We start from the raw sequence: 25887 nt of genomic DNA, 5'->3' as shown, positions 1-25887 counted from the left end.
TTGTCATTATTTTATTTGTATGATATTGCCTTGAACGAAAGAATCTGATGACGATCCGGCTTTGTTGTCCGATTTAGTGAATGATTTTAGAGTGTTTAATTTCTTGATTGTGATTGTCAACAGATAGGAAATGCCTGCTTCCCATGCTGGTGAGTTGGTTGTGTCTATCTGTATATTATAAGATTGATCGCCAATCTTTAGTTTGAAAGTATAAGCTAGTTTGGGGAATAGCATTAGATTTCCGTTTACGGATATTGTCTCTTTGCTGGCCATTGTGTTTGCATTGATATCGGTTGATAATGTGAATGTTGTTGTGGAAGTTTGGTCGATTGTTACTATGCCATTCGACAGATCCAGACTTCCGCTATTGGGAGCATCGGTCGTAATGGATATATTTCCGTCAGGCAACATATTTTCTGTCCCGTTTACCAGGTTGAATTTTACACTGGTTAGTTTGTGGGTGAAGTTTAGGTTGACAGCTTCCGGTGTTTTTTTGTTTCCGGCATTGATTGGAGCGGCATGCATTAAATCTTCTTCACCGGTCAATGTGAACTCTAAAGAGTTATTATTGATTGTATAGGCTGTACCTTTTGATTGGCGGGGATAATATCCGGCTAAAGTGATTGAATTTCCTTCTGTCGGATAAACCAGTGATGGGTTTGTAAAGATTAATTCCTGATTGCTTCCTATCTGGCTGGGAGAGATTCCGTTGTAAATAACTTTTGTACTACTTGTACCGTAAATACCTATTTCATTAATATTATCATTTGTGAATACATCTACTAATGCCTTAGTTGTAGCATCAATCCCTTTTGGCATAATCAGGATGGGAACAGGAACTTCGTTTATCGGATGAGGTTCCTCTTCTATCCCGATTTCATTGCTGCATCCGGTGAGGATGAGAATGAAGCTCAATAGAAATGAAATTGGTAATTTCATAAATGATCACTTAGGGGTGAATGTGATGTGAATTATAAAGTTTAAAGACTCATCGTTTTCATATTATAGAAAAACGATGAGTCTCTATATATATGCTTAATCAACTTCGCCAGAACCTGTATGGCCGTTCTCATCCCATGCAGTTATACTTGCTGTTGCTGTTATTTTTTCCTTGAAATTTAACGTGATAGCATGTTTTTTACCTGATTCTAACCCGTCTGTTATTGTTGCTGTAACTGGAATGGGTGTGCTTTGATCATTTTTTAAATAAACATTGAGGTTTAGAGTTGTTCCTGTTTTATAAATCATGGGAATGTTTGTTAATGTATTTCCGTCGGCAGTAATATTTACTCCCGTACTGGTATTATTAAAAATTTCAATGGTGCTGGTTTCTGAACCATTTGCAGCAATAACAGGAGCATTTTCAGATAATGTAAGTTCCAACCCTGTTGCTAAATTAGTAAGTTCCACTTTGGATATTTCACCGTAGTTTGCCTGTGCAGCAGCATCTCCTTTTAGCGTTATTTCTACTTGTGATAACAGGTGATTGAAGGTGAATGATTGAAAAGCTACTTTTTTGGTTCCTGATAAACCTTTTGTTGCTAAAATATCTTCATTACCTGTTATAGTAAATTTAATTTTATTTTTATCTGTTGAGGTGTTTTCGAGATTATCTATATAATAACCTGCTAACCAAGAAGGAAGGGTTTCACTGGTGTTGTAATATTGTTTACTTTTAATATCTCTATCATTTGTTGTATAGAATGTTATTCCATTTGGAGAATCCTTTGCTATTTTAGCGAAAAGAGGAGTTGCCGTTGTCCAATCTGCGCTAGCTGCATCTGTCGCTCTGATAAACATCACATCTAGATCTGCTGTTAGTGTACTTGGAACTGCGGCTTTAGTTGTAGCAACTATCCCAGCATTCAACTGTATCTCCACCGGTTGTCCATTATCAATATTATCTATTGGATCACCTTCGCTTGTACAAGCGGTCATTGCTGCAATTGTTGCAGCAATTGAAATCATACTTAATACTAATGTCTTCATAATTATAAAAATTAGATTGTTATTACTTTATTCGTTGCTTATTTTTATCATTCAATTCATTCGATGACCATGTTATCGCCGGCAGAGACTTCCCACTTGTTGATTGTGACTGTGAAGGATGCGTCTTTTTCTACCGTTACTGATACGTCTACATTTACTTTGTTTCCTTCCGTTTCTCCGATCGAGTTGCCCAGGTCGAGGGTGGAAGTGGTGGTACTTCCGTCATTGAGGGTGAAATCCAGCTGTACTTCGTTTTTGGGGAGGGCAGGTGGGGTTGTTCCTTGTTTGGGGGGAGTGCCTAATATCAATACATTTGTTTTTATACCTTCCGCTGAGGTTGTTGTTTCAAAGTTAACTGTTGTTGTTCTGTCCAATACGATCTCTTGCTTGCTCAGGTTGAAAGCGGCAGGTACGCCTGTCAGCTGCCCTTTGCATTCTTTTATGTACTCCATACCCTCGACTTTTATGTCGAGCGTTACTTCGCGGATCAATGAAGCCGGACTGAACTCACGTTGGTTGTTTGTCCCGTTGTTGGCTTCCACTACCAGGTTGTCGATGGCTATTCCATATAAAGGAATGCGTCCCGATGTCGTGCCCCCGGCCGCTTTCGTTTCCGGGATAAATGCTTCTGCCGTTTCAAATGAATTCATATTGCGGAACTGGATGTTGTCGGCATCGCAATTGAAAACCAGTAAACGGTATGTATCCGGTGGCAGTGTGAACTTCAGACCGCTTGTGTCACTCTCGATCTGTATCATTGCACCCTTTTCCAAAGGATAAAAGCAATAACGAACTTTCTTCGGACTTTCATAGCCGCTCATGGCCTGTTCCCATTTCAACGAATACCAAATGAAACCGTAGGAAGACTGCTCTGGCTTTTCTTCCGAACTGCATTTAATGAAACATGTAATGATCATTAATATACAGACTGCGATTCCGCACGAGCAACCTAGTTCACTTCTTATCATCATTTAATATGCGTTGAAAGTCAATTCTTCTTGTTTCTGACGCAAATGTATCGGGAAAAAGCAGACGTAAAATTGCTTTTTCTATTCAATAAGTTGTAAAAACTGCGAAAGTTGTTGATTTTTACTGGTTATTCCTCTTTCTTGTTGCGAAGTGCACGGGGAGACATGCCGAAATTGGTCCGGCAGAAGTGGGAAAAGTTGGAAAGCGATTCGAAACCGTATTTGTAGCTGATCTCTGAAATAGACATTTCGGTGGTGGTTAAGTCGTTCTGGATGTCTTCACATTTCTTTTTCAGCATCCACTGGTAAGCGGGTTCGCCGAATGTCTCTTTAAACAGGCGGCGGAAAGTAGGTGTGCTGTAGCCACCCATCTGGGCGAAGGCTTCCACATCTTTTACCTTCATATAATTCTGCATGACGAAGTAACGGAAGCTTTTGCTGTACCGGTAGATCGGCGAGTAGAAAGCGGCCAGTTCTTTTAATGTATAGTAGCAATTGAGCAGGTAGACCAGTTCCGTCCGTTTGGCATTCAGGAAACCGGCGCACAGCAGGTCGTCGTTCAGGTACATCCGTACCCCTTCCACGAAATACTGTAACGGCGGGCACATATTCATTACAATCGGTTCGATACGGGAGGTCTCTGCTATGCTGGCCCCTTTGTTGAAACGTTCGTTGCAGATATTGATCGGGCGTTCAAACAGGTACAGGATACATTCGGCGGTTTCGAGGATCTTGAATTCGACCTTCGAGCCGATCGGTTGCAGGATGAACTGGCCTGCACTGAAAATGGTATTGGGATGTTCTTCGCTATTGACTTGCACGGAACCTTTCAGCAGAAAATACAATGTATTCTGCAAACAACGTTCCCGTGGGATGATAAGTCCTTTGGGATAGGAACGATATTTAAAGATGTTTCTCCTGTATTCGGCACAGGAGCCACAATCCGTAAATTTGCTGTATCTAAGGTCCGGAGAGAACATAGACGGTCATTATAATTTTACCTTTATACTTTTTCCCGTATTCTCGTTATGAAAACGGTCTACGGCGGTCACAATATAGCGATATTTTTTCTTTCCGTTATCATAAGGCATTAAATATCTTGTGTTACGGGTGATTTTTACGATTTTTGCCGGGTTACTGAGGTCGATCGGTTCTTTATCCTCGAAACGGTAGACGACAAAGTAGGAGGCAAGTTCCGGATTTGTCGGGCTTTGTTCGGCCTTCCAGTGAAGCATATAACCGTCGGCAGTCCATTCTTTTTTCAGCTTTTTCACCTCCTGCGGTGCCCGATTGTGCATATGGGTATAGGCCGGGATCAGTGCCGGATAACGGTGGTAGTTCCTTTTCAGGCTGTCGGCTACGCCTTTGTTGTTCCACAACAGTTCGTTGGCAGGCCAGAAGCAGTTGCCTTTGACTTTCGACAGGGCGCGTTCGTAACGCATTTTGCGGGTCAGCTGGCTGGCTTTCATGGTGCGTGCCACGTCCTGACCGATATAGAGATGGGGACCTTCGAGGGTTGCGTTCTTATTCCACCATTGGATCAGGGTGATATAGTCGGCTGCCGGATGGTCTATCTCCCAATATATCTGTGGCATGTTATAGTCTATCCAGCCTTCTTTCACCCAGTGAAGGATGTCGGCATAGAGGTCGTCGTAGTTTTGCAGGCCGTTGGTGTCGCTACCGGAACCGTCGGACGTGCTTTTCTTGTTACGGTAGATACCGAACGGGCTGATGCCGAAACGCACCCAGGGTTTGGTGAGCAGGATGGTCCGTTTCAGTTCGCGGATCAGGGTGTTCACGTTCTCCCGGCGCCAGTCACTGCGCTGTGCATTGGTATATCCTTTGTTCAGTCCGTATTTGCGGAAGCTGTCATCATCGGGGAAAGGCATGCCGGCTGCCGGATAGGGGTAGAAATAGTCGTCCATATGGATGGCGTCCACATCGTAACGGCTGACAATGTCGCGTACTACCTTATTAATGAACTGGCGGCTTTCGGGCAATCCCGGGTCGAACAGGATCTGTTTATTATAGGTAACGAACCATTCCGGGTGTTTGTTATAAATATGCGAATCGGCAAAACGGGTGTTGCCAGCCGTGCTGGCGCGGTAAGGGTTCAGCCAGGCATGGAACTCCATATTCCGTTTGTGGCATTCTTCGATCAGAAATTCCATCACATCGAAATTGCCTGCCGGAGCGACGCCCTGTTGTCCGGTATAGAAACGGCTCCAGGGTTCGATGTCCGATTTATAGAAAGCATCGGCTTCGGGACGGACCTGGAAGATGATGGCGTTGATACCGCAGGATTGCAGGTAATTCAACTTACGCACGAAATCTTTCCGTAGCTGGGCGGGAGTCATATCCTTATATTCTCCCTGGAAAGCTGTTTGTATCCAGGCTCCTCTGAATTCCCGTTTGTCTTTTCCTTCTGTCTCACGGACAGGAAGTTGGCGTGTAGTCGAACAGGAGGTAACTACACAAAGGACCACTGCCAGAAGCAGGCGGATATATTGATTGTTCATGAATATTGTCTGGTTTGAGATTATTGTAACACTTTCTTCATTTCCACGGCAAAGATAAGAAATAAAAGTGAGACTGAGCGCAGAAGAAAGAGGGCTGTTTCACTTCGAATCGCGTACGCATCGGATCGGTCCAGCTACCGACTTTGCATAATAAAAATAGAATTGGTATTCGAATATATGGAACAGACCATAATTCTCATGAATATGCAAAATGTTCACCCGGTTGTCCGTGTCCGTGGTTGCGTTATGGTAGTTCCCGCAACTGTTTGTGCGAATACCTCCTCCATCGCCCACACGTGTTCCCTGTGTCGGGAAATAAGACGTCGGACCGTCTTTCCATTGCTGCATATACATATTCATTCCATATCCGTCCGGAAACTTGTCGTCATAATTGATATCACTCATAGATCCCGGATTGAGCCCCGTATTTGTAAATTCGAGCCACAATTCACCCGAGGCAACCCTCCAGCCTGTGGGGCAGGGGTCGAAAATGGATTTTTCCGTTCCGTAGTTATCGTATATATGTACATTATTAGTCTGGTTAATTGTGTAGGCCTTCATTCCATCGGAGGCCGGTTCCAGTCCACCCCAAAGTTTGTTGTCGCTTTCTCCTGTTGGACACCAGTCTCCATTATTGAAATAGTTACCCCTTGTTTGCACATAATTTTCACCTCGGTTAACTTCGTTCGTTCCACTGATAAAAACCGTGGGATTGGCGATGGTGTGTCTGACAGCTCCGGTCAGGGTGCTTCCAATCACCGAATGGAACAGCTTGTTTTCATCGGTAAGGGATGTCTTATGCACTTCAATCTGGTTGGAGTTGTCATAATGCAGATCTGTATGTTCGTCGTTATAATCCTGATGTTCACCTATAATATTGCGTAATGGAGGGAACGGGTCTTTTCGTCCCCATTGATACAGCATGCCGAAAGCCTGCGTCGTTTCATCCGGATACCGATGGAGACCATTTTCCAGACCTTTTTGATTCTCCGCCAATGCGCCAAGGTTGCATGACATGACGGCATAGCCCTGAATGCGTGGCTTCTCGGGATATATGCCGTTCTTGTCCCAGTCGTATGTGTAATAAGTAACAGCTCTGCCGAGATTGTCCGGCTCATGGTCTGTAACCCAGATGTGCCAGGACCATATAATGTCTCCCTTGCTATTATAAGCACCGATCAAGGCATTCCCTTTCTTTTGCGCTCTAACATAGATTTTCTGATGAATGTCGCCTGTGTTCTCACCGAGTTGTACCAACGTTCCATTCGTATTATCACCGATGCAGTCTTTGGTTTGCCAGATAATGCCGACACGAGTTATTTTTAGATTCTCGTCATGAGGACTTAAATAGTCTGCAAAATTATATCCGCCTCCTGTCTCTACACGATAATAAGGCTCAAAAGAGAGGAAATCGTTTGGTTTTATAACAAAACAGTTGGATGATGGATTATTTTGGCCTTTCTCTCCTGTGACAGTCACAGTCATACGGTAAACTTGATTACGTTGTATATTAAAATTATTGAATGAGTTTCCTCCGGGATAAGCTGCATAGAGATATCTTTCACCACCGATTTCGGTGGTTACATCTACCACAAGCGCATTGGAGGGAGCTGCATCAGACTTGTTGCCGCCCTGAGTTTCTATTTCCCCTTGCAGGTTTTCTGGGACATAGAAAACAGCCCATTCTTTATCTTCATTTTTTTCCAAATCCGAGGCGGCAAAGGCTATGGAACTGAATGTCGTTCCGTCAGGAAATGGAACTGCATCCATCGGCTCTCCATTTCCATCGCCGGCGAATGTCTCTACCCGGCAAATATTCGGAATTTGCCTTACGTTGACGTTGTTCAGCTTCATTTCTTCCTTCAGCATTTCTACCTTTACTTTGAGTTTGGCATACATACGTGTAACCGGTACTGTGACCGTAATACCTGTCGTTACTTCCACTTCTTCGCTTGCTCCGTCCATTGGTATCGACACCAGATCTATCGACCGTAATGGAAAAGCGGTAGGCAGGGTCTGTTTCTTCAGTTGTTCCAATTTCTCAAACTTTTGCCATGAAGCATCCGTACCATCGTTGGCCCAGTTGTCATAGCTCGTGTTGGTTACGACATATACAATGGACGGAACTCCGGCTTTCAGATATACGGGTAGGTTTTGCAACATTGCTTGGTCGGCGATGGTATAGTAACGCGGCTTTATCAGCAGTTCTTTTGTTGTCGCATCGTACTGGAACACCCAGATGTTGTATATCTCTTTTTCTTCCGAAGTCTCCTTTTCAGGTGTGCCGCTTGGTATAGACGCCCTTGTCTCTGCTTGTGCTTCAACGGCAAATGTATTGACAGATAAATTCAATACGGCTTCCGTCAGTTCGCCTTCATCAAGACCTGCCCCATTTGTTCCACTTATCTCCAGTTGCAGTTCTTCTGTGCAACCTCCCATTGCGATGGTTCCCAATAGAAGTATGATTAAAAAGTAATGTTTCATATCAGTCAAAAGTATATTCATTATCATAAGTATATTTCCATTCTTGCACGTTCACAGTGAGCCTGTTGTCGCGGACGGTGATGGTGAAACGGTAGAGGATGTTTCGGTTGATGTCGAAACGCTTGGTATTGTCGTTATTATCTGTCTTTCCACTCTCATCGTAATTTGCGAAATAGACTTTATACGGTTCGTCCTCGCCAGTCTGGGCATCGAGCCTTACTTCAATACATGCGTATTTGTCGCCTGCGTCGATATTTTGGTATTCAGGCAGGTAAGCAATCCATTTCTCATATTTATTTCCGTCAATATCAATCCACTGGCTTGCAAAGCGGAAGTTTTGTATTTTTTCTTCCGCATCGTTGCTATTTCCCACAAGGTGCAAGTCGTTAACGTAATCGTTGTTCCACTTACCACCGTGGTCGTAGTCGTCCTGTGAAAAAATGTCTTTTGGGGCACAATTTCCTTTCTTATTATAGCGACGAACCTTCACCTCACTGAACGACAAGTCGAAATAGTCATCCGTTTTGAGTATCATCTCCACTTTTGCCACGGCACGGAGTAGAGTGACAGGCTCGGGTAGCAATGTGGCCTCTCCGGACTTGAACTCTATATTATTGTATTCGTGGACACCATAGAAAGGAATCAGTCGTTCCGGTTTCAACTCGAAAGAAGAAAAACTATCGAACTGCCCCCAGCCGGCATCACAGATATCCGCAAGCAACGTTTCTCCGGTTTTCATCGTATCGTCGCCATATTGCGGCCAGTTGGCCAGCACGACCATCTTGAAGTTTTTGTGATTGGCCAAAGCGGCGGGTGCCTTGCCAAGCACATTATAATCCCTGTAATCGTTTTTTTCAGTTACTACGAAACCGTCCGGCTCAAAACGAGCGATGAGCTTATTGTCGGAAGTGAAAAAATAAATCCTGTAGTTGTTATTTTCTATGTCTATATAGTTTTCATAGGTTTCGCCAACTTCATAGCCATCACCGGTCTCCGGGCTTCTAGTGGGCAATCTGAGACCGATGCCGAGAGCTGTTTCTTTATCGGATATGCCGAAGACTTCCGTTTCATGGCTACATGAGGTATTCCACAACGCAAGGAGCATCAGAGTCCCCATGATGATATGTTTTACCACATTCTTCATTCGTATTCCTCCTATTACAATTCGTTGTTTTGCAGTACTACTTTCCAAGAGTTGATGTAAATGTAGGCATCGAGCCAACGGTCACCTTTATCGAGAAAGAACACCATGTCGTATACGTCCTGCCTATCGAGATATTCCTGATCGTTCATATCCCGGTTATAGAAACCTTTCACAAGCAAGGCATAGTCGATAAGAGGAATGGAGAAAACTGGTTTTCCTGTTTCCTTGTTGGTCACGGTGAGCTGTGTTTTCTGTCCTTTTACAAGACGTGGTACGGTCAGTTCGGCTATGGCTGCGCTGAAAATGGCGCGAGACACAGTCTGTATTTCTTCGGACTGGGAGTCTATGCCTGCTTCCCCGGCGTCGGTATGCCATGCGAAGAAAGTCACCGGTTCGTCGGGTAGCAATGTGTTGTCCCAGTCCATGCTCCCGTTAGTATCGGTGATGGTGAAGATGAACTTGTCTTTGTCCACTGCCTCTCCCGAGAGGTGTTGTAACACCACTCGGACGTTGTTGGTGTTTTTCACCAACGGTATAGTATAAGTGTACGTACCTTCGGTTTCACCGAACGTCTGTTCCGGCAGTCGCCCGTGGAATAAGCGGTCGAGGTCTTCATTGACGAATGCCTTGTTCCCGGCATCGTATTGTCTGTTAAGCGTGCAGGTCAGTTCTTTGCCGACGGTTGTTGCAGGTCTTGAGAAAGAACCTTTGTCAGTTGTGCCACACCAAGCGAGCAGGTTGTATTCGCCTGGTTCTACATCTATGGTCATGGCATAATCATCTGCCGCAAGGGATTCTCCCTGTTCGGTACGTTGCCAAACCACCTTGCCGTTGACATCGAGCAGGTAAAGTGTCACTACGTTCACTTCGTGGGCAAAGGCGTCGGCAAACTTCATGTTGTAATCGTAGCGGAACTTCACACGGTAGTTCACTGAGCAGTCGCCCTCATCGTCATAGATTAAGCTGTCGCAGGCATATAGCATTGAGGTGCAAGCGATGACCACCATCGACTTGACGTTTATTTTTCTTATGTAAGACCGTATATTCATTTGATTTATATTATTTATTTTATATATGTATGCTGCGGAAAATACCGCAGGGGATTTTCATTTTCGGTGGGAAATGGCAGATGCACCCTTTCCGGTTCCGTCCTCTCTTTGCGCCGGAGCGGAAGCGCTTTTCTAAAGCCATTCCATGAGGGGTTTATCCCGCATGGAATGGTTGTTTTATAAGATAAAGGTTGTTTCAAGAAAAATTAAAGTTCCACATTTTGGCTGACAATCTTCCAGGAAAGGATATTGATTTTCGCGCCAACGTAATAAGTGTCACCGTCCGGATCTTCGCCGGGAACGATTTTTTCGTCTTCGTCAAAGATCCCCTTGCCTATATTTTCCAATTTGTCAATGGTGACTACGTAGTGGTGATTGCGCACCACACCGTATTTGGCTTCCGGAATAGTTCCGTTTGCGATATCGCCATTGTTGAGGTGTTCGATAGGTATATTGTAGTACATCGATCCACCGTTGTAAGCGATGGCGTCTGCAGAAGCAGCGGCCAAATTATCGTTAAGAGCGGCGATGATTTGATCCGAGCTGTTGGAGCCGTCTTCTGTATATAATGAGGTTTCATTCTCATTCGTAAATACCACTTTCACTTTTCCGTCACCCATATTCTCCAACTTCACATACTCTTTACCAATCTGGGTATATTTTGTATTACCTCCATCATCTTGACCGTCTTCATACCACATGTTCAGTTGGTTTTTCGTCTTCAGTACGTTGAGTACGTATTCGAGGAAGGAGTCCTGTTTGAACAGTACACCATTGTAACGTACGAGGTCGAGTGCATTACCGCTTGCATCGCATATCTTGGCTTTCAACAGGACACTCGTAGTGGCAGAAGGAAAGTTGCCAGTCACGATGGTGTTTGTGTTGGTGTTCTCGGCGCAATAGGCAGGGGTTCCCAATGCGGTTAAGTCGTTTTCCAAATCGACATAATTCAGATATGTGGAATTGGCGGGAACTCCCGCTGCATTTTCAGGATAGCCGGACAAACCGTAGTTGAACGACTTGCCCCAGTGGCTACGATAGTCAATCGGTCTGTTCCATGTAAACCCCAAGTCATTATCTGCCCAAGTTGCATCTATGTTCTTGACCATGTACGATTTCTTCGCCGTGGCATTCAATTTCCATCCGAGCAGTTCCACATAAAGGTCTTCCGAAGCGATATTACCGCTTCCGGCTGAGTTGTCTTCGCCTGCTACAGTGACTTTTATCGGATAACGCCCATTTACATCCTTTGGAAGTTCATTGGATACATTCAAGGTTACTTTGGCAGCCAGACGCTCCACATATACAGTCACCGCATTGCTAATGGCACTCACATCTGTTATCGGTTCAAGGGAGAAATTATCCTCTTTAACTTCCGTCACGAAATACTTTGTCCGATTGGTATCGGTATAGCTCGTAGTACTCATGGTAAAGTAATTGGTAGTGACGTTATTGGTCGTTTCCGGGTAATAAATACCTTCCGCGTTATTGTCTGCAAGCACCGTTTGCATTTCGTCGAGTGTTTTTCCATACACGAAGTTGGTCGGTTTGTTGAGTACCGTTACCACATACTTAGGATAGTCCTTTTTGTCCAGCCCTTTCAATACAACTACATTGTTGCTTACAAATTCGATGTTTCCGGCAGGGGTTGTCGTCGAGGCGTTACCACCAGCCCAAGCATTGCCTTGTGTTACGAATGCACCGTCTACATCATAAAAGTAGAAGTAGGCGTTTTTTACGGACTGTTCGTTTATTCCGTACTCAAAGCCACCTTCTTGCGCCCTTGTAAGTGTGCCTGCATCAGCGAGGCGGACATTGATGTACGCTTCGTCTCCTGTGAAAACATTCGGTGTGTCATCCGGAATGATTCCCGATTCATCGTTCGAACATGCACACAATGCGGTACATACGAACAAACCTAAAAATAATTTATTCATCTTCATAAATGTTTGTAATCTAATTTTGTTAATAATATATTATCTTGTTTATCCTTAATGTTTCCCTTTTTCAAGCTGTTCAAGCGTGATGCCGGCCTGTTCTGATCCGAGCGATTTCGCCTCGTTCAGGTAGCGTCGGGCACTGTCGTAATCCTTTTGCCGGATGGCTAGTGCTCCTCGGGCATAAACAGCCTCGGGCGAATTGTCCGTTTTGGCAAGGTAACGCTTTGCGGCCGTGAGGTCGCCACGTCGCATGGCAGCGTTGGCGGCGTTCAGGTTGGCGATGGTGTCATCCGGAAACATGCGCACCGCTGTCTCGAATACTTCAGCGAACTCATCCGTACCGGGTTCATACTCCTGTGCGGCGAGATAGAACTCGTTCAGGCTTAGTTTCTGCGGCCGTTCACGTATGATTCGTCTTATATCCTCCACGTCACTGTAACTGCGGATTGTGTAGACTATGCGGTAGTCAGTGTGACGCAATGCCGGATAACAGTTCTGTAACAGGAAGCGGTATTCCGCAGGATAGGCACGTTTTATTTCCAGCTCTTTGGTGTCTGGTTCTAAATCGCTGTCTATCAAGGCGATGATTTTCGTATGATGTTCAAGATTCGACTGTCCCACGTAGCGGCGTAATCCTGCCCAATCCTCCGGTTCGTAGTCGGTCGTTATTACATCGTCTTCAAACTGGTAGAGTTGCTGTATGTATTTCTTCAGTGCTGCCGTACGTCCGATAGCTAACTCTTTATTATGCGCATAAGGACTTTCGGGCGAAGCGTAGCCTTTCAGCCATACCGAAGTGATGGTTATGTCCATGTCGCCTTGTACGGAGTCGATCGACGACTGTATTTTTCCAAGTTCGGCGGTGTTGCGTCGATAATCCGGATAAATTACCGTTTGGTCCACCGGAAAATCGATGAACGCCGAGCCTTCGAGTGAATCTCGTTTTTCGATCTGTCCTTGTGGACGTACATATACCAGTTCGGGGAAAAATGCTTCGGTGTGTCGTCCGAGCATACCGTTCTGCTCTGCCAACAAAGTGTTGCAACACCCGTAGTCGTTGCGATGAAGCGAGAGCACGGAGCCGTTCATCCATTCGGCGTATGGCACCATATTGTGGTATTCGAGGGTACTGGGCTTCTCCGAGACCTTATAGCTCTTTTCATCCTTGCCCGACAGCATGCTCTCGCCGTTGCGTACATAGAAATAGTAACGTCGCCTGCCGTAAACCCCTACCGATTGCAGGTCGAGCGAGTCATTGCCATTAACTAGCCATGGTGTAAGAAGCACGGCACGATTATCGTCCACGTCAAGCCCTGACAAATCCCAAAGCATGTCTATGGCGATGTACCCGCCGTTGCGTTCCATTCTAAGATTCTCCACGGAAACACCGTCCACGATGTCCTGTTTCCGCATGTCGATTGCGATTTGTGCTTCTGCTACCGTAACCATGCCCAAAAGGGTTGATAGGATATATATTGTCTTTTTCATTTTGTACACGATTAAAATACATAAACAAGGTTGATTGCCGCTTTCGTTGGCCCCACGTAGTGGTGTGGTTTGTCCGTTTCTAACTTTCTGCCGCACCCGGCACACTGGAAGCGGTCATAGCGTGTATAGGAATAGCCCAAGCCTATTTCCGCCTCAAGGTTCCAATGCCGCCCCAGTATCCACGTGTAACCATAAGCGATACCCGCGCCGACGAACCAGCCTTGATAACGGGTATCCTTCAGCTTGCGGGCATCCGTGCCGAGGATGTTGATTTTTCCGTCAAAACCTCCGATGTTATACTGTCCGCCATGAATGTGAGCACCTACGAAGTGCCCTGAGAAGTGGTCGCAGAACCAGTATCTGACCTCAGGTTGAACGGCCCAGTGTTTCCAGCGCCGGTCGTGCGAGAGTGTCCATGCGTTGAACTGTCCCGTAGCGTCCAAAGTCCATTTAGGTGCGAGTCTGATCTCTATTCCCAAATTCGGATTCAGGAAAGCATCTGCCAGAACATTACTCTTGATGGCCACGTCCTGGGCTTTCGTATCCTGCATCATACCGGCGGTGGCAACTACCAGCAGGACCAATATTCGTTTTATAATTCCATTGTGCATATTTTATGGCTATAGTTAATTATTACGTTGTAAATTTTATAGTCTGTTCTTGCATAGACAGTCTCAAGAGGTCAGTTGCGGTGACCTCGCTTTCTTTATTTTTGTTTTGCACAAAGGAACGGCGTATTTGTTATCGCATAGTGTCAAAACGTATAAATCATATCGGTAAAATCGTAATGACCATTTTACGCAAGTTGCAATTTTGTAACGGGCATGTCAAATCATCAAAGTCTGATTCATTTTTGAAGTGCGCGGAGTCATTATTAACAGTTGTAATACAAATAAGTGCAGTAAAAAAGGCTATCTTTGTATACCGTAATGTCAGTGAGTTTATGACTGTCTACTTAAGCAATTTAAGTGCACCGGAAAAAGCCAGCAGAAACACACACTCGAGAAGAATAATTTGAATTCGATTGACATGGGAGCATTTGTCACATACAGCAACTTGATGACCTATATTTTACCGATATTTTGTTCGGTCATATGTTCGGTCTTTACTTTATTATTGATATGGAATTATCGCAATCTTGCCGAAAGGAAATTAAGGCGGGTCGTGAGCATTTATTGTATTCTGATAGCTATATGGTGGTCATCTGCTTTATGGCATGTGCTCTCTGACGATCCGATATTCCTTCCGGTCGATATTCCTTTTGCCCTGTCGTATATTTATATTCCCGTATTGTTCTACAACATCGTTTATTACCTGGCCTATTTAGGGAAAAAGAAAAACTTTCCCGTACTGAATTATCTTTGGCCGGTACCCACATTCGCTATTATCCTGATAACAGCAGCCTGGATATCGCCTCCCGAGGGAGGAATTTTTACCGGATTGTCATTATTTGAGCGATATACGGCGTTTTTTATATCCAGTCTTTTACTGCGGTTTATCGCAGCGGTGGCCTATATTGTTCCGACCGGCCTGTTATTGTTGCGGTATTATAGGCAGACGGTATTTCAAAAGGCTGATACGGATCGAAAATATCTCAGTATAAAGTCATCGCGTTGGCTCATCGTGTTTTTCATACTTTCTATCGCGATATTTCTAATCGCTTTTTTGCCTTCGTTGGTCGGCACAAGCCAATGGATTATTCGGCTGAATGCGTTATGCATTATGGCTCAGGAGATCTTGCTTACATATCAGGTTATCCGTAGACAATATCTCTCTTACAAGACCTTTGATTTGTTTTCAGGCAATGAAAATGAGATCGGGACCAACGGTTTGATCGCTAAACAGTACCCTACGCTGGATGACACCCGCAGACAATTGAACAGGACGGCGTTCGAAAACTATTTGTCTCAACAAAAACCATTCCTCGATCCTGATTTCAAACTGACTGATATGGCCGAGGCGATGGGGGTAAACCGTACCGTGATGTCCAATTTCATCAATCAAACTTACGGGGTGAATTTCAGGCGTTACCTGAACCAATGTCGGATCAGGGAATACCAGACTCTGATAGCGCATCCTTCGAACGAACGAAAAAATCCGTATCAGGTAATGACCATGGCGGGGTTCAAAGACTCTAGACATTTCCAGCGTGCGATTCAATTGGAAAATACATATAAAGAACAGACTGACAAGGAACCACCAATAAATAAAAAAGGATGAATCAAGATATCGGACGTGCAATAGTTTTTTCAATACCTGTGGTAAGCGCTGCGGTCGGCCTCATCATGATTTCGCTTGACATAACTCGCTCTTCCAATACAGTCAATCGGAAAATACATTACAGCATAATCACTGTGTACTGTTTGATAATGTTGTACTGGAGTGGATTGGTTATGCATTCTGTCGCCCGCGACGCTTTCATAACATACCTGCCTGTTTTCTTTTCCTCGTTCAGTTTTATTCCCATATTCCTGTACCTGATTACCTATATTATTACGGGAATAGGCGAACGGAGGCGTTTTCCGGTATACCATTTCATCCTTCCGTCGTGTTTGACTGTAACTATTTGTGTGATTGCCTTTATAGTGCCGTTCCAGCAACGATGGACTGCTATTTACGATAATGAGGTAAGCTTGACAAGTGCGATAATCGACATTACGTTTATCGTCTGTATTTTGCTGAGTATTTTATATTCTGTATTGAGCTTGCTTCGCATAAAATCCTATAAACGTCAGGTAACTGATTATTCCGCTGATATTTACCGGATGTCGCTGGATTGGCTATCCTTTATCATTATCTTCAGGGTCCTGCTGCAAACTTTGCCGATAGCCGGATTGATATTGGGTATCGGGTTATTCAATAAGCTGGGGTTTATTTGGATATTTACAACGTTGCCGGCAGTCTTTACTCATATTGTGCTGTGCCTGAATATCCTTTCGGAGAATTATGTGATTATCGAACCTGTTACTGCCAAAGAAAAGGAAATGACTGCGTTGGGGAATTATGCGCAATTGGGGCGGGAGCGAGTCGAGAAGTATTTAGAGGATAAGAAACCTTATCTAAACCCGGAATTCAAAATAACCGACATGGCCAAGGATCTTTTCTCCAATAGAACTTATATATCAGCATTTATAAATAGAGAGTATGAGGTGAATTTCAATCGTTTTATCAATAATTACCGATTGAAGGAAGTTGAAAGATTACAGGCGGAGGCTGTACAAAGAAAGCAAAAAATATCTTTGATGGAGATTGTAATTCATGCTGGATTCAGTAATTATCGAAGTTATTTCCGAGCTAAAAAAATGGTAAAAAACGATTCTGTTTCCGTAGATTAAAAAATGTAATTCAGACAGATATGCGAAAGTCTCTTATCCGGTTCAAAGATAATAGATAATAAATAATAACAAACCCGAATACCTCTGTACTAAATTCAGGTTCTCGTTTCTTTTTGCTATTTTTGTATCCTTATTAGGAAAAGATTTATGTCTGAAAATAATGCTATATTTATCAAAGGGGCTCGTGTTAATAACCTGAAGAATATTGATGTAGAGATCCCGCGCGACAAACTGGTCGTGATAACCGGATTATCCGGCAGCGGAAAATCCTCCCTTGCTTTCGATACGTTATATGCCGAAGGGCAGCGCCGCTATGTGGAGAGTCTTTCTTCTTATGCCCGCCAGTTCCTGGGGCGTATGAGCAAGCCGGAGTGCGACTATATCAAAGGCATTCCGCCCGCTATTGCGATCGAGCAGAAGGTGAATACCCGCAATCCGCGTTCGACGGTGGGTACATCTACCGAAATATATGAATACCTGCGGCTGCTTTATGCCCGGATAGGCAAGACGATTTCGCCTGTGTCGGGGATGGAAGTGAAAAAGCATCAGGTGAAAGACATCGTGAAGGAGGTTCTGGCATATCCGGCCGGTACCCGCTTTGCCGTGTTCGCCCCGGTAGTTCTGCCGGAAGGTCGCGGCATGAAGGAACAGCTGGAGATTTTACAGAAAGAAGGATATACCCGTTTGTCGATCAACGACACGGCTTACCGTATCCAGGAAGTGTTGGCGGATGAGGCATTGCTCGGTTCTCCCACTATTGAATTGCTGGTCGACCGTCTGATGGTTTCGGACGACAAGACATTGAAAAGCCGTCTGGCTGATTCGGCGGAAACGGCGTTCTTTGAAGGGCATGATACCTGTATCATCCGTATCTATGCTGCCGAAGGGACGGTGGTAAAAGAATATTCCAAGAAATTTGAAGCGGACGGTATCACGTTTATCGAACCGACCGATATGATGTTCAGCTTTAACAATCCGCTGGGAGCCTGTCCGGTCTGTGAAGGATTCGGAAAAGTGCTGGGTATCGATGAGAACCTGGTGGTACCGGATAAGAGCCTGTCGGTCTTTCAGGGGGCGGTGGTCTGCTGGAAAGGCGAAGTGATGGGAGAGTGGTTGAAGGAGTTTATCGCCAAGAGCGAGAAATACAACTTCCCGATACATCGTCCGTATTACGACCTGACGCAGAAGGAAAAAGACCTGTTGTGGCATGGTGCCCGCGGCTTGCACGGCATCGACGACTTTTTCAAGTTTGTAGAAGAGAATCTTTATAAAATACAATACCGTGTCATGCAGGCTCGCTATCGGGGAAAGACGACTTGTCCTTCCTGTAGAGGGGCCCGCCTGAAACCGGAAGCGCTCTATGTGAAAGTAGGCGGCAAGAATATTGCTGAACTGGTGGCATTGCCTATCACGGAAGCAAAAGCCTTTTTTGATAACTTGGTGCTGGACGAAACGGATGCGGCTGTGGCAAAACGTCTGTTGACGGAGATTATGAACCGCTTGCAGTTCCTGCTGGATGTCGGGCTGGGGTATCTGACGCTTGACCGTCTTTCGGCTTCGTTGTCGGGTGGTGAAAGCCAGCGTATCAACCTGGCGACTTCGTTGGGCAGCAGCCTGGTCGGTTCCTTATATATATTGGATGAGCCGAGTATCGGGTTGCATTCGAGAGATACCGATTTGCTGATAAAGGTGTTGCGTCAGTTACAGGCGTTGGGTAATACGGTGGTCGTGGTGGAACATGACGAAGATATTATCCGTTCGGCCGATTATATTATAGATATAGGTCCGAAGGCAGGACGTCTGGGTGGCGAAGTGGTCTACCAGGGGGATGTGAATAACCTGCAAACCAGCAGCGACAGTTATACGGTCCGTTATCTGACCGGTGAAGATAAGATTGAAGTTCCCGCTTTCCGCCGCTTGTGGAATAATTATATAGAGGTGAAAGGGGCCCGTAAGAATAACCTGAAAGGGGTGGATGTGAAATTTCCGTTGAACGTGATGACGGTTGTTACCGGTGTCAGCGGTTCGGGAAAGAGTTCGCTGGTACGGGATATCTTTTACGAAGGGGTAAAGCATTATCTGGATGATGCGGCCCGGCTGATGGTGGATTGTTCCGGCCTGGAAGGTGATATGAAGATGATACAGGGTATCGAGTTTGTCGACCAGAACTCGATCGGTAAGAGTTCGCGTTCGAATCCGGTGACTTATATCGGTGCTTACGACGAGATCCGTAAACTGTTCGGTGAACAGCCGCTGGCAAAACAGCTGGGATATACGTCTGCCTATTTCTCTTTTAATAAGGAAGGCGGACGCTGTGAAGAATGTAAAGGGGACGGTCGTATCACGGTGGAAATGCAGTTTATGGCGGATATCACGCTGGAATGCGAAAGCTGCCATGGAAAGCGTTTCAAACAGGACGTGCTGGATGTGGAATATCATGGTGTGAATATCTATGATATGCTGGAAATGACTGTCAACCAGGCAATCGAGTTCTTCGAAGCACATACCGGTTCGCAGGAAAAGAAGATCGTCAAAAGGTTGAAGCCGTTGCAGGATGTCGGCCTGGGTTATATCAAACTGGGACAGACTTCTTCGACTTTGTCCGGCGGTGAGAACCAGCGTGTGAAGCTGGCCTATTACCTGGGGCAGGAAAAGCAGCAGCCGACTTTGTTCGTATTCGACGAACCGACTACGGGTTTGCATTTCCATGATATAAAGACCCTGCTGAAAGCATTTAACGCATTAATTGATAAAGGGCATACGGTAGTAATCATCGAACATAATATGGACGTGATTAAATGTGCCGATTACCTGATTGATTTAGGACCGGAGGGAGGTAACGCCGGCGGTTATCTGGTTTGTGCCGGAACGCCGGAAGAGGTGGCCCTATGCCCGGAATCTTATACAGGGCATTATTTGAAAGAGAAATTGTAGTAGACCAATCCTGAAAAGATTGTTGAATATAAGAATCTCCTTCCGGTTACATGTTAATTCGCATGCCGGAAGGAGAGAAAAGTTTGACGCGCTATACATAATTATATAGAACCTATTGTTGGAATACAAAAACGGAGAATGCTTTCAATGAAACATCCTCCGTTAATATTGGATAGAATTAGTCTTATTTCTTCTTCATATCGAAAGACAAGTCCATCGGAGTCCAACCACCAGGGAAGTCTATTCCGCCTACTTTTACATTAGCAGCTTTAATAGTGAACTTTAAGTTTTTGTCTTTAACTGCATATGAAGCTGTCTTTTCTGCTTCAATAGTAACTTCAACACCAGCAACATCGATTTTTAATGGTTCCGGTTTTAAAGTCATTACAACTGAATCTTTTGCAGCATTCATTGTTGCTGTATAGTTGATTTTGTAACTCAGTGATTCGCCAATCTCTTCGATGATAGGTTTTGATGCTTCTTCACCCAAAAGTTCTACAACTAATGCTTGATAAGGGAATTTCTCAAACTGAATTGAGTCATTTGCAACTTTCAGTTCCAGGGTCGTACCTGTAGCTGCTGCTTCTTTTGCTTCTTTTGCATAAGTCATCTTTCCTGTAAATTCGCCATTAACATCTTCTACAGTTCCTACTGTTGGAGTGTCATCATCATCATCACTGCAAGAAGCAAAAGTTAAACCAACTACTGCTAACATCATCATAAGCGACCATTTCAACGTCTTCTTCATTTTTTCTTTTATTTTAGTGTTAATAAATTATGTACGACTAATAAGATGATAGAAGCTGCAAAAAGGCTGCATCTTTATTGAATAATAAATGAGAAAAATAATATATTTAAATGTAATGCGTTGATATGTAGCTGCTTTTGAAACGTTTTTTTATTTGAATTGTTTCAGATCTTTTTTATTGAAGACCCATTCCGGGGTATAGACTTTTCCATCATCCGAGTCACCCAGTTCGTACCAGGGGGATTTTTTCCAGTTTACCGGATTGGTCAGTATATGGATATGTTGGGCAGGCATATAACTTTGTGCCAGCAGGAATACTTTCTTTTTTGTCTTTGGGTGAACGGCTATATCGACGACAATAACGGCATGCCCCGGGTGACCGCCCTGGATAAATACGTCACCTATCTTCATATCCTGGTAATTGACCGGAGCCAGTTCTCTTGATAGGGAGGCTGTTCCTGCATAGGAAAATACCATATCCAGATAGGAACGGAATGTTTTATAGGAATAATCTTCGCCTTTGGATGGATACCACGACACCGTATTGCCGTTCACACGGATACGGTTGCCTTTTGCCCATTTGGTATATTCGGCATTGAAGCCGTTCGTGAAATTGAAGTGGATGGCTGCATACTGTTTCTGTCCGTAAAGATATTCCGCCCTCAGCCGGATAACGGCATCGGCACACTGCTGAAGGTCACGTTTCCCGATATCCAGATCGACGACGGCATAAGCAGCCAGTTGATTACGCTTTGCCTCTCCATTATAAAGCAGAACTTTGCTTCCTTCCGGTTGCAGAGGTAGCTGACGGAGATATGAAGCAAAAGAATTTGCTGTTACCTCTGTTCGGACATATCCTTCGGGAGGCATTATTCGTTCTGCAATAGTTTGTCCTGAAAGCAAGGTTTTGCAGAAAAACAACAGGAAAATCAGTAATATTCTGTTTGTCATACTCGGAAGGTTTACGGCAAACATACGGATTTTTTCTGTTATTTCCGGTTCTTGTCCCCATCATTTAGTTTTAATCGCTTTTTACAACTTCTGCCGGATTTCCGTTTGCGGCCCGAATCACTTGTCCTAAGACTGTCAGTATAACTAACAGAATAGTAGCCAGCAGGATACTTATAAACATCCAGAGTTGGATATGAACGTTCTGCGGATATTGTTCCAGCCATTTTTGGGCGAACAGATAGCCGACAGGTAAAGCGATGGCATTGGCAGTCAAAGTGATTATTGTGTATTCTTTCAAGAACATATCAATGATCTCCCGCGACGTAGCTCCCATCACTTTGCGGATGGCTATTTCCTTCTTTCGCTGCTGCATATTGGACGAAGAAATAGAATAAATACCAAAGATGGAAATTAATGCGCATAAAACAGCCAGTAAGGTGAATAACCGGAGACTGGCGTTTTCAGTGCGGGTCAGTATTTCCAACTGTTCGTTAACTGTCATTGTCTCGCTCAACGGAAATCCTTCGGGGGTTATACGACTGATCAATTCCTTTACAGCTTTTAATGCTTCTTTTTCCTTTCCGGGTAAAGTCCGTAAATATAAATAGTAATCATAGAAATTCCAATATTCAATGATTGTAGGAGGTATTGGATTTCGAAGGCTTAGCCCGTGGAAATCTTTTACGACTCCTACTATTTCAAAATAAAGGGGAGGTGTCTCGTCCGTTCCTCTTAGAAGATAATCTTTTCTGCTAATCATTTTTCCGATCGGATCGGTGGTGTCAAGCAGATTGGCCATTTGTTCGTTGATAAGTACTTTATGGCATCCGATACCGGACGGATCATCTGATTGCATGTCTGTATCTTCCAGGTAACGTCCTTTCAGCAATGTAATTTTCATCTTCTGTGCGAAGTCTATGCCAGCCTGTATCATCTGAATCTCATAAGAAGCATTGGCTGGTTTGTTCTCCCATCCTATTTCTTTTTCGGTATGCCAGTTATCATGACTTAGCCGGAAGTTTCCTCCGCGAATGCAATCTGTAATACTTGGTATTTGTTTTATCTCATCAGTGAATTGTGAGTAGATTTGTGAGGATATATTAACCTGTATAAGGTTGTCGGTATCAAATCCCATCGCTGTATTTTTCATCCGGTTGATCTGTAGGAATAATATTTGTGCGGTAAACATGAAGCCGACACAAATACCTAACTGTAGTCCGATACTGATTTTGCGGATCCATTCATTGTTGGTCGTATGGAATAATTGGGGACCCACTTTGAAATCGTTTGATTGCCTATGGATAAAGCGGCTGATGATAAGCAGGACGATTGATAACAGAAGAGTCCAGCCGAATATTCCTGTCTGTAATAAATCTATGAATAATTCTTGTTTTTGAATAGATGTATCCAATAATTGTTCGATATAAGGGGTTGTCAGTTCTATCAGGGAAACCCCGACTAACAAAGCTAACAGTACCTGAATAGAAATTTCAATGATGATCTGGCAGAACAAGTTCTTTTTTACTGCTCCCAGAGAGGTTCGTAGCTTAAATTCGCGGGAACGCTCAAAGATGCGATTGACCTGTAAGTTGATAAAATTGAACAGAGTACAGAATAGCAATAATAATCCGGAAACAACAAAGGTTCGGATATAGTTTAGATTGAAGGACATCTCCGCTCCCAATTGGTATCTTGTTTTAGTGATAGGGGTTATTTCGATATATAAATTAGGGTTTAGCTGATTTTTTATCGAATAGGTGCGTAGCTTCCGACTGAATGCTTTTACATTTGTATTTTCATGGAGGCATACATACATTTCATTAGGTGGATAATTCCAGTAATATTCCGGCGAACGGGTAGTATAATGGCTTTTATCGACTTGGATACTATAATAGCCATCTGCCTGAAAAATACTGTTTGAGGGTGGATTTTCAATAACGGCCGTTATTGTCTTTGTGAATTTATTCTGGTCGGTGAGTATTTTACCAATAGCCTCTTCCGGGGTTTTCCAGTATTTCAAAGCGAATTTGCGGGTTACCATCAGATTCGTTTTTGTTCCGTCTTCGGTTGTAGGGATGGGATCAGTCATGTTTCCGGCTATAACTTTGGGAGGAAAAAGCCGGGTATAGTTTTGATTTACCCATTTAAATAAGGGGGTACCGATTGTTTTATTATCAGAAGTATATATGCCCCCAGCATTGGATAAAGTAGCGGCATATTTAACTTCGGGGAAGTTTTCATTTAATTCAGCGCATAAAATGACGGGGGCACCTGGCTGCATTTTTCCAGTCTGTTTGTCGATCGTATAAATATTATAGGTATGTTTCGACTCCGGGTAAAAGCTGTCGTAAGATGTTTCATATCTATACCAATAGTACCCAACGGTGAAAAAGGTCAATCCGATTGCTAATCCTATTATGCTGATAAAGGATTGGGTTTTATATTTTAGCAGGTTTCTGAATCCTGTCTTGAAATAGTGTCTAATCATGATAAAGTATTATTGAATGATAATAATCAAAAAATGTGCCATGAATTAAATACCTGTTATATAGTTGTTTGTTCTATTGTGGCTATTGAAGGGTGAGTGCTTTATCGCACGTTTGGTGTTCATAAACGCACAATTTGAATTGTATATTTATTTTTTGTTTCACAGATTGGTGCCCGGTATAACGAAAATATGTCTATTTTTAACCGTTCAATAAATATCTGACGAAATGGATTCTAATAACCATGTAGCTTATTCGAAAGAACATATACGTTTTGCGGTTCTTTCTTTTTTTCTTGCTCAGGGGCTTTGCTTTTCAAGTTGGGCAAGTCGTATTCCTGATATTAAGGAAATCTTTACGGTGAATGATGCTCTGTATTGGGGGATTGTGCTGTTTATGATTCCGGTAGGGAAGTTTGTGGCGATCCCGCTGGCGGGTTATCTGGTGTCTAAGCTGGGAAGTCGTATTATGGTGCAGATCAGTATTATGGGATATGCCCTTTCTCTATTTGCGATTGGGACGGCATTGAATATTTATATGCTTGGGGTGTTTCTGTTTTGTTTTGGCGTGTTCTGGAATCTGTGTGATATATCGTTGAATACACAGGGGATCGGGATAGAGCGGCTTTACGGGCGGACGATCATGGCTTCTTTTCATGGGGGATGGAGTCTGGCTGCCTGTCTGGGGGCGTTGATCGGTTTTATTATGATCGTTTCGGATATTACTCCGTTCTGGCATTTTACGTTGGTAGCTGCATTGATACTGTTGCTTACCATGATGAGCCGCAGGTATTTGCAGGATGATGTATCTACTGCAGAAGTGAAGGAGGAAGCTGTAGAAGATAAGTCGGAGAAATGGCAATATATAAAGAAGCCGGAGATGCTGCTGATTAAGTTGGGGCTGGTCGGTTTGTTCGCTTTGGTGGTTGAGAGTGCGATGTTTGACTGGAGCGGTGTCTATTTTGAATCGGTTTTGCAGGTGCCTAAATCATTGCAGATTGGCTTTCTGGTGTTTATGGTGATGATGACTGTCGGTCGCTTTCTGGCTAATTATGCGTACCGGATATGGGGAAAGCAGCGGGTGTTGCAATTGTCCGGCGCTTTTATTTTTATCGGGTTCTTTACTTCCGCCTTATTAGGCAGTACGGTTGATTCGATGGCCTTGAAGGTGATTGTCAACTCATTCGGATTTATGTTGGTCGGACTGGGGATTTCGAGTATGGTTCCTACTATTTATAGCCTTGTCGGAGCAAAGTCGAAAACACCGGTAGGGATTGCGCTTACCATTCTTTCAAGTATTAGTTTTATCGGTTCGCTTGTCGCACCATTACTGATCGGGGCAATCTCGCAGGCTTTTAATATGGAATATGCTTATATGGTGGTCGGCTTGCTGGGACTTTGTATTCTGTTGATGACCACGTTCAGCAAGGCGTTTAGATAATTCAATTTTTATCAAAAATGAATGTAGCGTCGTTGGTAGGGGCGGTTCGCGAACCGCCCTTACGGTGTCAATGTAAGCCTGTAAGGCTTTAACAAACCAGCCCAGGGTTCTAACCCTGGGTTTATGAAAACCCGCTCTTCCCTTTCCGCCCTGTAGAGGCGGCACAAGATAAATATCAGCCCTTTCAATCTTGTCGCACCCCTACAGGTAGGGTGTTCAGTAAAGTGTTCTCATTTTAGCATACTTTTTTTAGTGTTTGATTCCGCATGGAGACTAGGTTTGGCGATAGTTTTTTGATGCCCATTCATTGATATCCTTGAGTCGAATTCGTTCCAAACGTTCTTTAAAGAGGAAATTTTTCGTATCTCTGTCTTTCAGTAATTGAATATGTGCCGGCAAGAAAAGAATGAAA

The 25887-nt window shown here is 44.0% G+C and carries 18 protein-coding genes; 4 read left to right on the top strand and 14 right to left on the bottom strand.

Annotated elements, in window-relative coordinates:
• Nucleotides 1-6: 6 nt before the first annotated feature.
• The 11 genes from NBH14_RS05000 to NBH14_RS04950 all read right to left on the bottom strand — a co-directional run bounded on the left by NBH14_RS05000 (nucleotide 7) and on the right by NBH14_RS04950 (nucleotide 14192).
• A complete protein-coding gene (locus NBH14_RS05000) occupies nucleotides 7-939 on the bottom strand; it encodes a fimbrillin family protein (protein WP_186958555.1) in 933 nt (310 codons plus the stop codon).
• 96 nt (nucleotides 940-1035) lie between these two features.
• Nucleotides 1036-1989 (bottom strand): fimbrillin family protein, encoded by a 954-nt coding sequence (locus tag NBH14_RS04995; protein ID WP_186958554.1) that lies wholly within the window; start codon nucleotides 1987-1989, stop codon nucleotides 1036-1038.
• 56 nt (nucleotides 1990-2045) lie between these two features.
• The gene (locus NBH14_RS04990) at nucleotides 2046-2960 is read right to left on the bottom strand and encodes a DUF5119 domain-containing protein (RefSeq protein ID WP_250817215.1); all 915 of its coding nucleotides are present in this window, start codon (nucleotides 2958-2960) and stop codon (nucleotides 2046-2048) included.
• 125 nt (nucleotides 2961-3085) lie between these two features.
• Nucleotides 3086-3937: an AraC family transcriptional regulator gene (locus NBH14_RS04985; RefSeq protein ID WP_128134165.1), complete on the bottom strand. Its 852-nt coding sequence runs from the start codon at nucleotides 3935-3937 to the stop codon at nucleotides 3086-3088.
• Between the two features lie 9 nt (nucleotides 3938-3946).
• Nucleotides 3947-5476 (bottom strand): glycoside hydrolase family 10-like protein, encoded by a 1530-nt coding sequence (locus NBH14_RS04980; protein ID WP_186958553.1) that lies wholly within the window; start codon nucleotides 5474-5476, stop codon nucleotides 3947-3949.
• A gap of 99 nt (nucleotides 5477-5575) precedes the next feature.
• Nucleotides 5576-7960: a DUF4906 domain-containing protein gene (locus tag NBH14_RS04975; protein ID WP_250817213.1), complete on the bottom strand. Its 2385-nt coding sequence runs from the start codon at nucleotides 7958-7960 to the stop codon at nucleotides 5576-5578.
• A gap of 1 nt (nucleotide 7961) precedes the next feature.
• Nucleotides 7962-9104, bottom strand: coding sequence for a hypothetical protein (locus NBH14_RS04970; protein ID WP_186958552.1), 1143 nt, complete (start codon nucleotides 9102-9104; stop codon nucleotides 7962-7964).
• A 14-nt stretch (nucleotides 9105-9118) separates the two neighbouring features.
• Nucleotides 9119-10153 (bottom strand): FimB/Mfa2 family fimbrial subunit, encoded by a 1035-nt coding sequence (locus NBH14_RS04965; protein ID WP_186958551.1) that lies wholly within the window; start codon nucleotides 10151-10153, stop codon nucleotides 9119-9121.
• Between the two features lie 206 nt (nucleotides 10154-10359).
• Complete coding sequence (locus tag NBH14_RS04960) at nucleotides 10360-12096, bottom strand: Mfa1 family fimbria major subunit (protein ID WP_350464040.1); 1737 nt, start codon at nucleotides 12094-12096, stop codon at nucleotides 10360-10362.
• 48 nt (nucleotides 12097-12144) lie between these two features.
• Entirely contained in the window at nucleotides 12145-13581 is a 1437-nt protein-coding gene (locus NBH14_RS04955) for a DUF3868 domain-containing protein (protein WP_186958549.1), read from the bottom strand.
• An 11-nt stretch (nucleotides 13582-13592) separates the two neighbouring features.
• Nucleotides 13593-14192: a DUF3575 domain-containing protein gene (locus NBH14_RS04950; protein WP_186958548.1), complete on the bottom strand. Its 600-nt coding sequence runs from the start codon at nucleotides 14190-14192 to the stop codon at nucleotides 13593-13595.
• Between the two features lie 418 nt (nucleotides 14193-14610).
• Here NBH14_RS04950 and NBH14_RS04945 point away from each other — a divergent pair, with 418 nt between their 5' ends.
• From NBH14_RS04945 to uvrA, 3 genes are all read left to right on the top strand, one after another.
• Nucleotides 14611-15801 (top strand): helix-turn-helix domain-containing protein, encoded by a 1191-nt coding sequence (locus tag NBH14_RS04945; protein ID WP_186958547.1) that lies wholly within the window; start codon nucleotides 14611-14613, stop codon nucleotides 15799-15801.
• Nucleotides 15798-16916, top strand: coding sequence for a helix-turn-helix domain-containing protein (locus NBH14_RS04940; protein ID WP_186958546.1), 1119 nt, complete (start codon nucleotides 15798-15800; stop codon nucleotides 16914-16916). Before NBH14_RS04945 ends, NBH14_RS04940 begins: the two co-directional genes overlap by 4 nt.
• A gap of 147 nt (nucleotides 16917-17063) precedes the next feature.
• The gene (uvrA, locus tag NBH14_RS04935) at nucleotides 17064-19850 is read left to right on the top strand and encodes an excinuclease ABC subunit UvrA (protein WP_186958545.1); all 2787 of its coding nucleotides are present in this window, start codon (nucleotides 17064-17066) and stop codon (nucleotides 19848-19850) included.
• A 184-nt stretch (nucleotides 19851-20034) separates the two neighbouring features.
• On the opposite strand, the gene NBH14_RS04930 is transcribed toward uvrA, so the two are convergent.
• From NBH14_RS04930 to NBH14_RS04920, 3 genes are all read right to left on the bottom strand, one after another.
• On the bottom strand, nucleotides 20035-20598 hold the full coding sequence (locus NBH14_RS04930; protein ID WP_186958544.1) for a DUF4840 domain-containing protein: 564 nt from the start codon (nucleotides 20596-20598) through the stop codon (nucleotides 20035-20037).
• A 150-nt stretch (nucleotides 20599-20748) separates the two neighbouring features.
• Nucleotides 20749-21549, bottom strand: coding sequence for a DUF4846 domain-containing protein (locus NBH14_RS04925; protein WP_186958543.1), 801 nt, complete (start codon nucleotides 21547-21549; stop codon nucleotides 20749-20751).
• A gap of 70 nt (nucleotides 21550-21619) precedes the next feature.
• Nucleotides 21620-24037: an ABC transporter permease gene (locus NBH14_RS04920; RefSeq protein WP_186958542.1), complete on the bottom strand. Its 2418-nt coding sequence runs from the start codon at nucleotides 24035-24037 to the stop codon at nucleotides 21620-21622.
• Between the two features lie 226 nt (nucleotides 24038-24263).
• Here NBH14_RS04920 and NBH14_RS04915 point away from each other — a divergent pair, with 226 nt between their 5' ends.
• Nucleotides 24264-25475 carry an MFS transporter gene (locus NBH14_RS04915; protein WP_186958541.1) on the top strand — a complete coding sequence of 404 codons (1212 nt, stop codon included), beginning with the start codon at nucleotides 24264-24266 and terminating at the stop codon, nucleotides 25473-25475.
• Nucleotides 25476-25887: the final 412 nt, after the last annotated feature.

This window comes from Parabacteroides caecihominis, assembly GCF_023656785.1.
In the GTDB taxonomy this organism is placed as follows: Bacteria; Bacteroidota; Bacteroidia; order Bacteroidales; family Tannerellaceae; genus Parabacteroides; species Parabacteroides segnis.
The sequence above is the reverse complement of the archived record's forward strand: the minus strand, read 5'-3'. Positions and strand labels throughout refer to the sequence as shown.